Annotated in this window: 12 protein-coding genes and 2 pseudogenes; 7 read left to right on the forward strand and 7 right to left on the reverse strand. The window is 59.5% G+C overall.

What is annotated here, in order from left to right; translation table 11 throughout:
- Positions 1-7 precede the first annotated feature (7 nt).
- Positions 8-847, reverse strand: a pseudogene (locus LO50_RS19695) (helix-turn-helix transcriptional regulator); the annotation flags it as partial.
- A gap of 140 nt (positions 848-987) precedes the next feature.
- Here LO50_RS19695 and LO50_RS25465 point away from each other — a divergent pair.
- The 4 genes and pseudogenes from LO50_RS25465 (at position 988) to LO50_RS19720 (ending at position 4726) form a co-directional block, all read left to right on the forward strand.
- Positions 988-2262, forward strand: a complete 1275-nt coding sequence (locus LO50_RS25465; RefSeq protein ID WP_052816831.1) for an aminotransferase class I/II-fold pyridoxal phosphate-dependent enzyme — start codon at positions 988-990, stop codon at positions 2260-2262.
- A gap of 57 nt (positions 2263-2319) precedes the next feature.
- The gene (locus LO50_RS19710) at positions 2320-3528 is read left to right on the forward strand and encodes an MFS transporter (protein WP_080902137.1); all 1209 of its coding nucleotides are present in this window, start codon (positions 2320-2322) and stop codon (positions 3526-3528) included.
- Positions 3529-3546: 18 nt separating this feature from the next.
- Positions 3547-4248 (forward strand): annotated as a pseudogene (locus LO50_RS19715) (LysR family transcriptional regulator); the annotation flags it as partial.
- A 283-nt stretch (positions 4249-4531) separates the two neighbouring features.
- The gene (locus LO50_RS19720) at positions 4532-4726 is read left to right on the forward strand and encodes a DUF7740 domain-containing protein (protein WP_044316091.1); all 195 of its coding nucleotides are present in this window, start codon (positions 4532-4534) and stop codon (positions 4724-4726) included.
- A gap of 128 nt (positions 4727-4854) precedes the next feature.
- Here the strand turns inward: LO50_RS19720 and LO50_RS19725 are convergent, their stop codons facing one another.
- On the reverse strand, positions 4855-5685 hold the full coding sequence (locus LO50_RS19725; RefSeq protein ID WP_044316092.1) for a DUF932 domain-containing protein: 831 nt from the start codon (positions 5683-5685) through the stop codon (positions 4855-4857).
- A gap of 586 nt (positions 5686-6271) precedes the next feature.
- On the opposite strand from LO50_RS19725, the gene LO50_RS19730 reads away from it, so the two are divergent.
- Together LO50_RS19730 and LO50_RS19735 are read left to right on the forward strand one after the other, a co-directional pair.
- Positions 6272-7075, forward strand: coding sequence for a hypothetical protein (locus LO50_RS19730; protein WP_044316093.1), 804 nt, complete (start codon positions 6272-6274; stop codon positions 7073-7075).
- Between the two features lie 306 nt (positions 7076-7381).
- Positions 7382-7963: a ProQ/FinO family protein gene (locus LO50_RS19735; RefSeq protein WP_080902139.1), complete on the forward strand. Its 582-nt coding sequence runs from the start codon at positions 7382-7384 to the stop codon at positions 7961-7963.
- Here LO50_RS19735 and radC read toward each other — a convergent pair.
- Positions 7960-8469, reverse strand: coding sequence for a RadC family protein (gene radC / locus LO50_RS19740; protein WP_044316094.1), 510 nt, complete (start codon positions 8467-8469; stop codon positions 7960-7962). The two genes, LO50_RS19735 and radC, sit on opposite strands and share 4 nt — an antisense overlap.
- Positions 8470-9082: 613 nt before the next feature.
- On the opposite strand from radC, the gene LO50_RS19745 reads away from it, so the two are divergent.
- Complete coding sequence (locus tag LO50_RS19745; RefSeq protein WP_052816832.1) at positions 9083-9679, forward strand: hypothetical protein; 597 nt, start codon at positions 9083-9085, stop codon at positions 9677-9679.
- A gap of 98 nt (positions 9680-9777) precedes the next feature.
- Here LO50_RS19745 and LO50_RS19750 read toward each other — a convergent pair whose 3' ends face one another.
- From LO50_RS19750 to LO50_RS19765, 4 genes are all read right to left on the reverse strand, one after another.
- Positions 9778-10587 (reverse strand): hypothetical protein, encoded by an 810-nt coding sequence (locus tag LO50_RS19750; RefSeq protein WP_044316095.1) that lies wholly within the window; start codon positions 10585-10587, stop codon positions 9778-9780.
- Positions 10588-10670: 83 nt separating this feature from the next.
- Positions 10671-13595, reverse strand: a complete 2925-nt coding sequence (locus LO50_RS19755; protein ID WP_044316096.1) for an AAA family ATPase — start codon at positions 13593-13595, stop codon at positions 10671-10673.
- A gap of 2 nt (positions 13596-13597) precedes the next feature.
- Positions 13598-14347 (reverse strand): condensin complex protein MksE, encoded by a 750-nt coding sequence (locus tag LO50_RS19760; protein WP_044316097.1) that lies wholly within the window; start codon positions 14345-14347, stop codon positions 13598-13600.
- Positions 14340-15665, reverse strand: coding sequence for a hypothetical protein (locus LO50_RS19765; protein WP_044316098.1), 1326 nt, complete (start codon positions 15663-15665; stop codon positions 14340-14342). The genes LO50_RS19760 and LO50_RS19765 overlap by 8 nt, the downstream gene beginning before the upstream one ends.
- Positions 15666-15686: the final 21 nt, after the last annotated feature.

Genomic DNA, 15686 nt, shown 5'->3' on the forward strand with positions numbered 1-15686 from the left:
CGCCGACCTCGTCGGTCAGCCATTGTTCAAATAGCCGGCTTGCGGCTTGCCCTTCCCTCGCCGCGTAATAAACCAGACGTAGATCGCGGTCGACATCGATCGTAAGAGACGTATGGTCGAACACTACCAGCCCAATGTCCGGGATTCGCAAGTGCCGTACACCCTGGCAAGGACCGTGGATGTCGTGCTGACGCCACCAGGTCCTGAAATCGGTGTCGATCTTCTCCAAATCCTTAACCAATGCTCCCATGTCGGGGTCTTGGGCTGCCCTGACGAAATCACGGCGAAAACTCGACAGGATTTGCAAGGCCTGATCCTCCCAAGGGTCGAGCAATGCGCGCATCGAAGGTGCGGTGAACAACAGCCAAAGGAAGTTGCGCCGCTCTGTCGGAACGCTCGAGAAAGCGAAGACCTTATCTGCGGCCGCGTTCCAAGCCAGCACATCCCAGCGAAGATTGAGGACGTACGCCGGACGCATTGGGAGGTCGGCCATCAACCTATGTACGAGCGGCGGCACGACACACCAAGTCTTGCCCGGCTCCGGTGGAAGACGTTGGTGAGCGAGGAGGAACAAGTGGCGCCGCTCAGTCGCATCCAGCTTTAAGGTTTTGGACAGCCTTTCAAGGAATGATGCCGAAACGCCAATTTCGCGGCCCTGCTCCAACCAGGTGTACCAGGACAAACCGACCCCAGCCAGCGCCGCTACCTCCTCACGTCGCAGGCCCGGTGTGCGGCGACGCTCACCCGCCGGCAGGCCAACTTCCTGGGGAGAAATACGTTCACGGCGGCTTCGCAGAAAGTTGGCCAGCTCCGCCCGGTTTCGCTCAAGGCTGCGAGGCGCGCTCATCCGGTTACTCTCCAGTAATAGTATAAGAGGTCAAATTGTAACCCCATCGAAGCCGGATTAAGAATAACTCCTCCCCGCCAATGCCCCTTTCCAGAAAGCTGGCCGGCATCGAGCGGCTTGATCGTTCAGGAGATATTCGGATGTACCAATCATTGCTTCGTGAGCAACTGGAGTTATTGAAGTCCTCCAACCAGTACCGCACCTTTACCGCTCTCAGTTACATCTGCGGCCAGTATCCGTTCGCCAAGCTGAACGGCGAGCAGCCGGATCCGGTCGTTGTGTGGTGCAGCAACGACTACCTAGGAGTGTCGCAGCACCCGACCGTACGCGAGCAGATGCACCTAGCATTGGAAACGTACGGCGCAGGCTCAGGCGGTTCGCGTAACATCGGTGGCTCCTACGAGCTTTATGAGCGACTCGAGGCGAGCCTTGCCGACTGGCACGATAAAGAAGCGGCACTGGTTTTCCCGACCGGCTTTGGCTCGAACGACGCCACCGTCCAATGCCTGCTGAGGCAAATCCCCGATTGTGTAGTGATCAGCGATGCGCTGAATCACGCATCGATTGTCAACGGCATCCGAGCAACACCGAATGAACGGCAGGTGTTTCGCCATAATGACGTGGAACACCTGGCCCAGATACTGTCTCGCTATCCAATTGGTCAACCGAAGGTGGTTGTGTTCGAGTCGATCTACTCGATGGACGGCGACATCGCACCGATTGCCGACATCGTGGAAGTTGCCAAGCGCTTCCCCGCGGCGATCCAGGCCCAGACCTTTCCCTGGCTGGTGTCTGTGACTGGCAAATACTTCGACGGCAAGACCCTCTTCGACCCGGCGCTGCTACATCAGCTAGACCTGCCCGGGTTCGTAGAGGACAGCTACAGTCAGGCGCTCAGCGAAGCCCCAGTACTGCCGTCGGAGGAGCAGACGGATCGGCGCATGCGCCAGATGAGCTACGTCAACCTGACCCGCTTCGTCCAGACATTGCTTGATCGCAAGGACCGGATGAGCATGGCCGTCGGTCTTGAGGTCAGGGTGCCCTTCTGTGACCACAGGCTTGTCGAGTACGCATTCAACATTCCTTGGGAAATGAAGACCTTCGACGGGCGCGAAAAGAGCATCTTGCGTGCGGCGACTCGTGACCTGTTACCCAAATCGATCAGCGATCGGGTCAAGAGCCCCTACCCCTCGACGCAGGATCCTGCTTACGAGCAGGCGCTTCGCACCTCACTCACCCAGATCATGGCCGACAAGGACGCACCTGTGCGAGCCCTTCTCGATGCATCGCAGGTCAAGCCCACCCTGAAGAGACCCGTTGGCGACACCTCGCCCATGTACGACCGAATGGGCATGGAGCTGGCGGTTGGCCTGAACACCTGGCTGACCGAACAGGATGTCAGCCTCGATCTTTAACTCAGCGCGACGCGGTCCAGCGACCGCGTCCAGCCTCCTTCCTGGAGCGGCGATACTATGAATACCCCGTATCCCAACAAGCAACTTCCCATCTACCTGATCGCACTCGGTGCATTTGCGCTGGGCATGGCCTCCTATGTCACAGCAGGCCTGATTCCCCTAATTGAGGCCTCCTTTTCCGTTTCGGTCGCTGTGGCTGCGCAGCTGGTGACCGCCTTTACCCTCGCCTATGGCCTTGGCTCGCCGATATTCGTTGCGCTGACCCCACCCGATCATCAACGCACCGGTTTGCTGTTCGCCCTTGGATTGTTCGTTCTGGCAAACGCGGCCAGCGCCCTCGCAGCAGGCTTTGCCGAACTGGTGATCTGGCGGGCCGTGGCCGGAATAGGCGCCGGCGTCTACCTCGCCATGGGCATCGGCGCCTCAGCAGCGCTCTCATCGCCCGAGCGGCGCGGAAAGTCGATCGCCATCATCATGGGAGGCATGGCGAGCGGCGTTGTGCTGGGAGTTCCAGTGGGTTTGATAACTGCAGACAGCTTCGGCTGGCAAGCTGCACTTTGGCTCGTCACCTTGCTGGGGTTGTTAGCTTTTGCGGGCCTGGCATTGATGTTGCCGAGGCTGCAAGCGGCGCCCACCAGCTCCCTGGGACAAAAGCTCAGGATCCTTGCCGATGGGCACGTGATGACCATACTTCTTATTTCCCTACTAGCTGCCGTTGCCAGTCTGGGCATGTATACCTTTATCGCTCCACTGCTCGCCGACCCGGAACTCGGTGCAGTCCGCTCGGTAACGCCTTATCTCTGGATCTGGGGCATCGGCGGCGTACTCGGCAGCTTTCTGGTGGGCCCGGTTGTCGATCGAGTCAGGGGGCCCGTGCTGGTCTTCGCCATTATGGTCATCCTCTCGGCCTCCTTGTTTCTCTTACCGGTTGCGGCCACGCTCGGCACGTGGCTGGTCATGCTGCCGATCATGGCATGGGGCGCCGTAGGCTGGGCCCTGCAGGTACCGCAGAACAACGAACTGATACAGGCCAGGCAGGCACACGGCGATGGCAACCTTGCCATCGCTCTCAACGAATCGGCGCTATACCTGGGCAGCGCCATAGGTGCGGCCGCCGGAGGCTTCGTCCTGCTGCTACAGATGCCCACCTGGACGCTGGCCGCCTGTGCCGGCTTGATCGCCTCACTCGGCGCACTGCTTCAGGTTCTCAACCTTCGTCGTCAGCGAGCCTGGCCGCGCACAGTCCAACCTGAAACCAACCATTGACCTAGCCGGAGGTGCAAGTTGGAGCTTCGTCATCTTCGCTGTTTCGTGGCCGTCGCCGAGGAGCTGCATTTCGCACGGGCTGCCGAACGTTTGCATATGGAGCAATCGCCCTTGTCGCGGACCATCAAGGACTTGGAGTACCGCTTGGGTGTGCAGCTGTTCGAACGCACAACGCGCCGAACGCGTCTCACCTGGGCCGGCACGGTCCTGTTGCAGGAAGCCCGGCGTGTCATTGCGGTCGTAGAACAGGCCAAAGCGAGCGTGAAAGGCGCCGCTTCGGGTTACCGAGGTCAGCTACGTATTGCCCTGTCCGACGGCGTCCCGCAATCGCGGCTGGCGTCGCTGCTCGCGCTGTGCCGCGAGGAAGACCCCGACATCGAAATCTTCCTGCGTGAAGTGCCGTCTGCGATGCAGGCCAGAGGCCTGGCGGACGATTTGTTCGATGTCGGTCTGTCGCAAACCACATACCAGGCTGACGGGCTGCTGGCCGTGCCCGTATGGCATGACCCGCTTGTCGTTGCCCTGCCAGCACGCCACCAATTGCTCGCCCACCGCGAGATTCCGCTGGAGGAACTCGCCGGGCACCCATTGGTGCTCTGTGAGCCTCAAGTCTGCGAAGGATTCTGGCAGCAGCTACAGCTCGTACTACGGCCTATTGCGCCCAGACTGACCATCGCGGAGCGTGTCCCAACCCTCGATCTGCGTGCTCACTTACTGAGCTATGCAGCTCAGGAACTGCTCGACGAGATGGTCGTGCTGTATCGCCGCGCACTTGGGGCGAGTGCGGCGCACGGCTGATTGCTCTGGGCCGCCCGCTGCGGCGGCCAATTCTTTCTTTCGCTGGCATTGTCAACACAGAAAGCCAGTCCCCATGCCAAGCACATTGGTATACGCCGCCACGAAACACCCATGATTATCGCCGAGTTCGGCAATCCAAGTTCTTTTCGCTACTAACGAAACTGCCATAAAATATGGCTGTACCATCCTTTAAAACGAGACGCTCGTGACCCTGACTGATGCGACCATCGCACTTCTTCTTACCGCCAAGCTCCACGGCACGAATGCGGCAGTAAAGGCCACTGCCAAGCGTTGCTCCCAAGCTCTCCCCCGCAGCAAACGCGACCTCATGTTTACCGTGATGAACAGTCGCGAGCCCCTGAAGCTCGTCGGGCACATCGCTCAAAACTTGGACCAATAGCGTCTTCGGTAGCAGTCGGCTGATCCGAGGTCTCGATTCAACTCTCCGTGGCGGAACACCACGCACGGTTACGACAACGTTCGAAATATATGAGGGGCCGACCGCCCGACGGCCCCTCCGGGTGGGCTTCAGGCTTTCAACTGGCGCAGGCCATCGGCCAGAAGCCACAGGGCACGGTTCAGGCGTAGGTCCTGGTCGATGCCCTGCACGGGGCGGGTACGCTGACGGCGTCCGCTATTGCTGCGCCCGACCAGACCGCCACGAATGAGGTTTTCCTGGGTTCGGTTGAACACGCTCCAGAGGTCGGCTCGGTTGTCGTCGAGACGGCGCGGGGCCAGCACCTGCCGTTCGGTGATCGGCGCCGGCTTGGCGTGATCGTCATACTTGAGAGCCAGCGCGGCACGGGCGAAGACTTCGGCCTCGCCGCCATCCAGGGTGACAGCGCGCATGGCCTCGCGCGACACCTGCGCCTGCTCGAAACCGTGCAGTACTTGGTAAGCGCCCTCGATCACCTGGGCGGCCACGTCGCCTTTATGCGGCACGCGCGCGTCCGCTACGGTGTCGCCGCAGACTAGGCCGTTCTGGCAGACGAAACGGAACATGCCGGCCAGCATCTGGTAGCTGCTGGTGCCGTCGTGCGAATTCAGCAGGATGATTTCATTGGCCTCGCCTCGGGCATCAATCTGGCTGGCATGACGCAGGCGGATCATGTGCTTGGTGAATTCGCGCCGGTCGTCCCGGCGCACCCGGGTCTGACACACCATGAAGGGCTCGAAGCCCTCGCCGCGCAGCTCCTGCAACAGGGTCGCGGTCGGGATGTAGCTGTAGCGCTCGGAGCGGCTTTCGTGCGGAGCCTCGGCGAAGATGGACGGGGCCACATTGCGAATCTGCTCATCCGACAAGGGGGATTCCGAGCGCAGCACCGGGGAGCGGTACGAGAAGTTGGAAGCAAGTTGCATGGTCGTTCTCCTGACAAGGTTTGCTGTTCAACCCCCACCGGATTCCTAGATTCGGAGCCCGCTTTCGGCTCTTCCGGTGGGGTCGGCACGAACACCTGGGCTGGCCTCGTTGCCACCGTCTTTCCTGAGTTCATCGCCCGCGACGGTCAGGAGCACGCGGACGGGTGCCGTCAAGGAAGCAAGCGCCGGGAGGGTGCGGCCCACAGGCGCAGCCGAGGACACGGCCCGGCGCGCCTTGAAGGCGCGAGGCCGCGCGCTACAGTCGCGACAAGGTGATGAAGTCAGGGAAAGACGGATCGACAGGCAATGGCCGCAGCATGGGCAACGGCCTTCGCAAGCGCAGCGCGCAGGCCCGGAGCAGCCGGGTCGAAGGCATCAGCCGAGCACAGCGAGGGAACGATGGAAGCCCAAAGGGCGAGACTTGCGCAGCGAGGCTCGATGCACAGCACGACAGCGCGCCCGGCCATAGGCGGGGGTGCCCAAACAGCTGAAGTACCTGAGAGCCGGTCAAGCAATGTGGTTTGGGGTACCGACACACCCAACAAGGTCAAATAGGCTGAAGCGACTTCAACATAAGGGATGACACATGCCTACAGCGCAGACCATGACCCCGCAGCAAGCCTGCGAAAACATCCTGATCGGCGGAAAGCGCTACAACACCGAGCGCAGCCTTCTGCGTAGCGAGAACGCCATTATCGATCGACTGCTCACTCGCGGCCTCGAACTGAAATCAGCCTACGGCGAGCTGTACGAGAAGCTGCACTCGCGTCCGCCGGCCCTCAGGGTATTGCTGGGCCTTTTGCTGAGTACCGCAGCCTTTTGGAGCCCGGAAAAGATCGCCGAGTCCCGCGACCGGCGAGACGAACTCATCGAGACCAACCGTCAAATTGGGCGAAAGGCCGCGGAGTTAGCGCAGCTGCTGGAGCAGCGTACCTGGCTGCATGAAACCTCTGGTTTCAGCAGCCGCACCCACTATCACGTTTGCGATGTGATCGAGGCGGCGGCCGGGAACCACTCACTGTTCAATGCCTATGTGAAAGACCGCCTGGACGCCCTCTGCGGCCAGTTCGACCTGAAATACTGGCCCTCGCCGGATCAGCTTGTCCGAGCCCTCGCAGCGGACGCAAATAGCGCCACTCTGGAGGCGACCGATCCGCTGACCCGCGCCGCGTCTACAGGAACGCGGCCTTCGCGAACCGACTTCTCCAAGGCATTGTTTGCTGCCATTGAGGAAAACAGCACACAGAGCGGCGGACCTCTGCCCGAAGATTTTCGGCTCAGCGATGGCGCGCTCGCCTCGTTGGCGAATTGCGCGTTGGACTTGGGGCCGGATGAGCTTGCGGACAGCACCTACGTAAAACGACTTCGCCAACGCCTCCGCGACAAGTGATGTGTGCCGACCGCCTTGAGGGCGCAACACAAAGATGGCCGAAGCCCCCTGCGAAGCAGGAAGAGGCATTAAGGGCACGCAGCTACCCCAAACGTTCTCACGGACGCAATCAACAACGTCCAGAGTCGTACCAGCTGCAGGCAATACACATATCCGCCCAGGCACGGCGGCCGGATGTCGCAGCCACAACGATCAGTAGCCAGGCGGGTCAGATGCCGCGCTCACGCACTCTTAAGCAGGCTGTGTAAAACGTTTGCATGGGATACCCTATTACCACGAATCAACGATGAAGCTGCGAACTGAACGATGGGTTTTGAACTACTAGCAGAGCTACGAGACCGCCTACGAGCTGAAAAGGTGCAGGAAAAGGCTGATGCTACGCAGCAGCGTATGCAGAAGCCTTCTCGGAAGACAGAGCCTCGCGAGCAAGATCCTGCGGTGGAAGCGATCTGGCGGTTGCAGAAGCGTTTTCCATTGGCTTTCCCGGTCAGTCCGGCCCCCAAGGTACCCCTAAAGGAAGGGATTCTCCAAGATGCTGAGCAACACCTGGATCTGCTCGGAATAACCAAGGAACAGCTCAAACAAGGCATCGCTATCTGGTGCCGAGGAAGTCGCTACTGGGCATGCATGACGGAGAATGCGCCACGCATGGACCTGAATGGTCAGGCGGTTGGCGTGGTGACGGCGAACCAGGCGCTGCACGCGAAGCAGCAAGCTAAGCGGCAGCGCGGCCAAGCACGACGTAGTCAAAAAAAGCCAAAAGAGCGTATGCCGGATAAGGCCGCCGATTCCGCTGTGGAACGGGTAGCGGATGAAAAACAAGTGGACTCCATGCCGCCCGCATTCGACGGCGCAGCAAAAAAGGGGGCCGAAGCCCCCTGCGGCTAGAGCAAGCCCTGCTCTGCGAACGAAACCGTTGCCTCGCCGCCCACTATGATGTGATCCAGCGTGCGTACATCCACCAGCGCCAGCGCCTCCTTGAGGCGCTGGGTCAGCACCTTGTCCGCCTGGCTTGGCTCTGGATTTCCGCTCGGATGGTTATGCGAGAAGATCACCGCCGCAGCGTTAATCCGCAACGCCTCCTTCACCACTTCGCGCGGATACACCGAAGCCTGATCGATGGTGCCGCGGAACAACTCAACGTACTCAAGCAACCGATGTTTGCTGTCCAGGAACAGCGCCGCGAACACCTCGTGCTCGAAACCAACCAGCTTGGTACTCAGGTAATCTTTGACCACGTCCGGTGCGTCAAACAGCGCCCCACGCTGGTACTTCTGATCAATCGCCTGGCGCGCCACGCTCAGGATCTGTTCCACTGATGCCGGTAGGTAGCGCCCTTTTGCGTCACGCACCAGCAGCATGGAATCGAACGAGGAAAAGGAAAGTTGCGACATGGTCGTGCTCCGGTTGCTCGGGCGGAATTGCCCGGAACCGGCGCCAGCACGGCGCAGCGCAGCTGTCAGGGGTCAACGACGACCGCCAGGACGCCAGCGTGCAAGGCACGCGCAGCCCTTGACGGCGAGAACGCCGTGATACGGTGAAGGGAACAGCAAGACCGCCCCCACTCCACCCATGCCACGGATCGGCAAGCGGAGCGCGCAGGCCCGCAAGGGCCGGAGGTGTCAGGGATTAAAGCCGAATGGCCGGGATTCGGCACGAAGCACGGGGCGTAGCCCGCGAGCCCGACGGCGGAACGCCGGGGCACACTAGCGCATAGCGAACACACGAATTTGCAACTTCAATTCAAAAAGAATGAAGTGACAAAACTCATCGGCGAAAGATGAACTATCTCCCATTGATATTCTAATAAGCACAAGCAGCACGAAGATATTGATCCGTTATAGGGCCGCTGCTAGGATCGGGTCTGGTTCTGGTATCCGCCTTGCTGCCTCGAGGAAAACCAGCTCAAATCGAAGCCCATATTTTTCCCCTTGTGGCCCGCCCGGCAAGCAGCATGCTCAGCAAAGCGAAAGCTTTAATGGCTGCATTTTGTCGAGGAAATTTGTGATGTTCGATTTCGAATGTGTAGCTAACGCGGTTCGAGCCATGGAGCTGGACAGCGTGCCCGACGACCTTTCCCGCTGCCGTCAGCTGGAGCTCAAAGCAAAGCACTTGGGTTACCAAAACTGGAACCATCTGCTCGAAACTTTGAAGAACGAGCCCGCAAAAGATCGCCTTCAAAAAAGCACAATGCGCCTGATGCAGCGGATTTGCCAAATGCGCTTGCCGCTCCGCAACAAAGCTTACGTTCAACTGACTGTCCTGCCTGGTGGCGGAGTTGGCCATTACAGCTACTGGATAGGCTGGGACAAGAAAGGCAATGAGGTTCGCGTACCTCGCCCAATTGACGGCAGGGAGCAGGCGCGAAAACTCCGCAAGCTCCAGCCCTCACCAGTTTTTGCTATTGAAACAGAAAGAGAGTTTATAGCTTGGAATCACTTGTGGTTTTCGACCGCCATAGTGCCACCAGACTTAGCCAGAGAATTTTTCCCGGCGTTGTTCAACAAGAAGCACCTTGTGGCAAAAAATCCGCCCATTGATCTCATCAAAGAAAAGTACGAGGCAATGGGTGACATCTATGCTAACAACCTCGAAGAAAACTAAATAAAGCTTCAGCGGCTCTCCTCGGAGCCGCTGAAGCAGCTCATCGAATCGCACCGGACTAATCGGATTGGCCACCTGCGACTGGCTAAGTCGGGCGATCAGCCCCTTCTTAGTTCTATGGGTTGAAGTACGGTCGAGGGCACTGCCAGGCAATACTCCTGCTCAACACCTCTACCCTTGCATTTGAGCAGGGCGAACAGATCCCGCAGGGGTGGGTCCTGCTGCTCTAGCCAAGGAAGCAGCGGCGGGACCAGGGCAAAGCTCTCCCGCCAGATGGTTTCGTCTCCATACTGATCGACTATTTCGGGACTCAGAAGTGGTACCAGCATACCCGCACAGGGCAAGGCTTCGGCTATGCGCCGGGCATTGGCTAGGCCAACTGGATCAAGGTCAGGCAGCAGCCAGATCTTCGCGCCCTCCCAAGACACCAACAGCGCCAGCAGCCGATCAGATAGCCAACCTTCGTAATGAGCCACCAGCGCGCCGCTCAATACTGCCGGCAGCCGTGTCGGCAGATGCAGCAGGGTGTCACGGTTTTCCACTAGCACCACATGGCCGGTTGGCTTGGGGGTCGCGTCGGGTCTGCGCTCGTCGTGCCATAGCAACTTCAGAAACGCCGGTGAAGGCGATTCCCACTGCAGGATATTACCCTGTGCATCCTCCCAGCTGACGGCCTCGCCAGCGCTACAACTGATCATGAGCGAGGGCAGTCGCCCCCCGCGCTTGCTCGAGCCGCCGTGGATAATGTTCAAGCCGCGCACCGAACAGCTTTCCAAATCCTTGGGCGGCTGCAACCGGGCAATACGCTGCCCTAGAGAATCGGCATGCTGCACAATCACATGCGGCGATATTCGCCCGGGCACACGGCCCACCGTGACGATGCCGGAGACTCTGAGCTGATCGAGCACAGCCTCAAGTGCCTTCGGCCAACTGCGCACAGGGACAGGCCCTTTGCGCAACCGCTGTAGTATTTCCAGCTCTCTCGGCCGACTCATGACTGAGCTACCGTGTCAGCCTTCGCGGTCGCCACCTGCAAGCTATCACTGAATTGCTCGACGTCTACCTCGGACTTCTCGTCTCTCTCGCTTCGCTGCGGAGCCTGCACCGGCTTGACGTCTTCGTGATGATCGAAGTGCTGCCAGTCCGCCTGGGTCACATAGATACGATTGTCGGCGTTGATACACTCACTGATATTGATGCAATAGCGCACCGTGGTAGTCGGGTCGACAGATGCAAACACAGGGGTGAAACCAAGGTTCTCGCTGAATGCCAAGATTGTGCGCTGATTGTTCGGATCAACCGAAGCAATCTCATCCAAGTAGAACGGCAGGAACGGTTCGACCCGAGCACCACGGTCGGTCAGGTGGCGAATCAGAGAGAAATACAACAACGGTTTGAGCGTCATGGTCGAGCCATTAGAGGCCAGCTCGTCGAGTGTGTTGCAGACAACGACCTTGCCGTTGACCTCTTCCACGGTGAATCCGATGTCGAATAGGTCGCCGAGCTCGAGGGTACCGTCACGACCATCTTCAACCAGACGAGACAGCCGATCCATAGCGCGCACCAGCCTCGCCTGGGATGCGCCCCCGCCTTGCTGGCCGAACAGGTCGGTCTCGTTTTCGTCAGCCTGGGCGATGTGTGAGGACAGGGTATTGATGGCTTCAAGTATCGGTTCGTTCCTCTTCAGATCTAACCTGAAGCCACGAAGGTTCGAGACTTTTCGCGCATTGATCCGGCGGTTGAATAGCGAAATCTCGTGTTCCAGCGTCACGTAGTTCTCGGAAAGATCGCGCAGAGCCCCCGAGAGCTGGGCAATGCCCTCCTGATGGTAGCGCTTGAGCATCTCACGCATCTGCGGCAGCGTTTCCAAACGCTCGCGTGCATGCTGCACTAGATCGCTCAGATTCGCGTGTCGGGCAAGATCAGGTAGGTCGCCAACGATCGAGTGCTGGTAGCTCTTCATGGTCAGGGCTATGCGGTCGAGCGCGTTGCTGATCCACTCCAGCCGATTCAGTGCGTCACCGAAGTTGTACTCGGTGAGATCGCGTTCGAAGTCCTCGTTCGGCCCTTCAGCGAAAATGAAGGAACTGTTCTGGATCTGGCGGTGTTGCTGCACGACCTTGAGCTGGCGGGCCTGCTCGAGGGCATCGTTGAGCTTCTGCTCGATAACACTGATGGTCCGGGTGGCCCCCTCGATCCGCTCCTGGTGCCCTTGCAGCCACTCGTCGATCTGGGCGAGACACATCATTACACCCTCGAGCACCTGGCGATCATCGGTCTCGGTGGCTTCCAAGGTCGCGAGCTCGGTCAGTTCCTGCAGGTAGCCCTGCTGGTTGCTCATCTGCTTTGCCAGCGACTCCAATTCGGTACGCTTGAGTGTCTGGTTTTGGGCAACCTCGAGTTGCCCCTGAAGCTTAGCCAAGTCCTCTTGGTACATGGCGATTGACTGCTGTAGCTGTGCCGGATCATCGCTATGAAAATCCATTGGAAGCAGATCGGTCAGGTCTAACTCGAAACCCTGTAAATTGAGTAGCCCTTCCTTCGACATGAGCTGGGTGCGCACCCAACTGTTAAAACTGCCCGGGTGGATTTCGGTCAGCGCTGCGGCCTCAAGGCTAAACATGTCGCCGCGAAGCAGCCGCGACAGCTCGGCCTTTTCCGCATCGACAAAGCCTTGGGTATCCAACAGTCCGTCGCCATTGCGGACCTGCTCCAGTCGCTTGTTGAGCTTGCGAATTTCATTTTCAGTGTGGCGCAGTCTGCTACTGACGGTTGCCACATCGTAGATGTCAGCCTGGCGCAACTGATCGCTGAGCGTGGCGTGCTGGGCTGCCAGTGTGCGAATCGATTTCTCGACCGTCTCGCGGCAGGTCATCGCATTGCGCTCACATAACTCGTCGAGGCGGGTCAGCCGGCCGGCCAAGGTGATGCGCTGCTCGACCGCTCGATCGCGTTCTTGCATGCGGCTATTAAGCTGTTCGTTGAGCTTGGCGCGCTTTTCGATTTCTTCCTTGTGAAGCGCGTTGAGCTCCTCGATGCATAGCGGTGCCCGCTCCACCGCCAGGGTCAGGTTTACCCTCAGCTCGCGCGCCAACCAGCCGCCTTCTTGCGAAAGTTCGGTGTATTCGTCGTATTCCTTGCCGAGGGCGAGGATGTCCTCACGACGGTACGCAAGTCGCTCGACTTCCCGCTCGGCAAGACGAAAGCGCTGGAACGCGCGCTCGCGGACCTCGAGGAAATTCAAATTGGCATTGCTCAGCTTTTCACTGAAGACGTTGAGGATGAGCTCCTTGATCTCGCGGCTCTTGAGTAGCTGCTGAGTGAGCAGGTTGCGATAGATTTGGCGGAACACCTGGTAGCGCCTTTCGTTGGCGTTCGCCAGAGGCACTATGGTCACATCCCAGTCACCGCCTTTGACCCGCCCGCTCTCTCCGTAGAGCATTTGGCGCATCTGTTCGCGGGTCAGGTTGCGCACCTCGATGCCCCGTTCGTACCAGTGCCGGAACAGCTCCTTATAGGGGCGTATGCGGTTGATCGGGTCAACGAAATCACCCATGTCCAGCTCACCTTTAGCCACGAACAGTTCATATTCGTTGCCAGCGGTAGGACCCTTGCCGTGAGCACCAACGATGAACACGCCGTCGGGGGTCAGCACCTCCATCAGTAAGTAGCTGTGGTCGCTGGGAAAGAAGAACGCGCGGCTGGTGTTGGCCTGGTGGGCGCCGAAGTGCATGTGTGCAAGGTGGGTGAAGAAGATAAACTGCATGCTTTGCAGCGCCTGGGTCTTACCCAAGTTGTTGTGTCCGCAGATGCTCAGCGGCCCGTCCATGGGAAAGACCGACATGATGTGGTTGCCGGAGTTGACCATGGCGTAATGGCGCACGCCCCAGCGGGTCTTAAGTGCTTTGCTGCGCATCGTTACTCCGGGGTCTCGTCGTCTTCGTCGGGCTGGGTATTCAGAAAGTCGTCTGCCAGCTCGTTCACCGAGCGGTCACTGTAGGAATAGTCTTCCCCGCGCTCTTGGGCCTCAAGCTGTTGCTGATGCTGTTCAGCCAGGTTCCGGCAGATGTCGAGGTAGAAGTAGGCCGGCAGGCCCAAGGTGTAGGCGACCTTGTCTTGGGAGAGACGGCGTTCATTCATCACCCCGACGTCGACCAGCCGGCGAATGCCGTTGTCGATGAATGACTCCACACTGCCCAGTCCGAGACGGGTGAGCCGGTCGTGGCACTGGCTGAACATCGCTCCCAGGTCGTCGATGAGGATGGGTTCTTCATGGGTGATCATCGATTCAATCGGCAATCCCTTGTCGCACAGGTGCTCGATCAGGGAGAAGATCGCCGCTGCTGCCATGCGCTCGCGCTGGGGCAGTTGGGCCTGGCTCATCTCGCGCGGCTGCAGATAGTAAAACCCTGTGGTGTGATGTCGCAGCTCATGCCCCATCATGCGCAACAACACCTCGTAGGTGTCCTGAAAGCGCGACAGCTCGCGATATTCCTTAATTCGGTCGGTGCTGCTGATAAAGCGCCCCGCCTCGAGCGCTTCGACAATCCGGGAGAACAGGCGGAGCTCTCGCTCGAGGCGCTGGGCATAGTGTCTGGCATCGCGCACTCGATCTTCGAGCGACAGCTCGAGATCCTCGGCAGACTCGTCCTGAGGCAGATCATCCATCGGAGGGTTCTCGGATAGGCAAGGGTTCGTAATGGCTGTAGAAGGCGATCGGGGCCAATCGCCGCGGGGCCGGTTCGGCATTGTATGAGCGCCGGTTCATGCGGATTTCGAGTTCCTCGAATCGGTAGTGCTGCATGTCGTCGTGGCGTTGGATGAAAGGCGCAGTCTTATCTTCCATCGTCAAGCGGGTCAGCACGCGCAACACCGAGTCAGGCCGGGCCTTGGGGTACTGAGCCATCAGCTTCGCGACGACATCCTCGACAGGCTGCTGACTCTTCAGCCACACGAGCATCTGCGGGGACATCTCCCGCCGCTCGCGGGCTTCGAGCGCTGCGGCCGAGGGGACGCGCACGAGGATCGCGTCGGGGGCAATCGACTGTAGCTCCTTGAGCTGCGCCCACCAGGCCTGCAGCGAATCCTGGTCAGGCTTATGGACGCGTCGCTTGCGCGGCGGCAGGGCCAGAGTGTCGCTGCGCGCCAATTGGCTGCTGTGGTGGCCAAGGTCCTGAAGGCCCAGCGCCGCTCCCTGGGCAATGCGCGCATTAATTTGCGCCTGGCGCACCAGCGGCGCCAGATGGCTCGCCATGTTCTCGATCGAATGATTGAGGCTCTCGCGAAAATCGAGCATGCGAAACAGGATGCTGTCGATTTCGTAGCGGGCATCATCCATGCTCAGCAGGTGAAGCGCCGGGTCCTGCTGCCACTCCTGCAGAGTGCGCTTGATGCGCATGAGCGAAAGATCGAACGGCCCACCCATGCTCTTCATCTGCAGTGCCGGCGTTACGTACTCGTCCCAGGCCTTGATCACCTGTTCATAACGCTCGGCCAGCGGCTGGCTCTGATCCGAGCGCTTGGCCTTGTCCACCAGCGCGTAGATAGCACGCGTATTAGCTTCGACCATGCGACGCAACGTCTGAAAGCGCGACTGCATCTCCTGGGACTTGGCGAAAAAACCCGTGCGCCGACCGCTGAGCATGGCCGCAGCCAGCTCTTCAAGGTGCCCCTCGAGCCTGTTGGCGTTAGCGCTGATCTCCTCGATCAAGCCCAGACTCTGCTCATCAAGCAAAAACTGCACAAAGGGCACGATTTGCAGGTTCAGCGAATAGCCCTGCCCACCGCGGGAGAACTCCGAAAGGATGCCGATATCGACCATGCGCTTGACTGCAACCTGCTCAGGCTGGTCGGTACCGATAGTGAACGGGCGTACGATATGCAGCAGTTCGCGCTCAGTCAGGGTGCGGGTTTCGTACCGAGACCAGATGGTACTTATGATGTCCCAGCAGTCACCAAGAGCGCGAATGAAAGACCGTGGTTTCATTGAGCCTCGGACCTACTACTG

The organism is Stutzerimonas stutzeri, assembly GCF_000935215.1.
Lineage (GTDB): Bacteria > Pseudomonadota > Gammaproteobacteria > Pseudomonadales > Pseudomonadaceae > Stutzerimonas.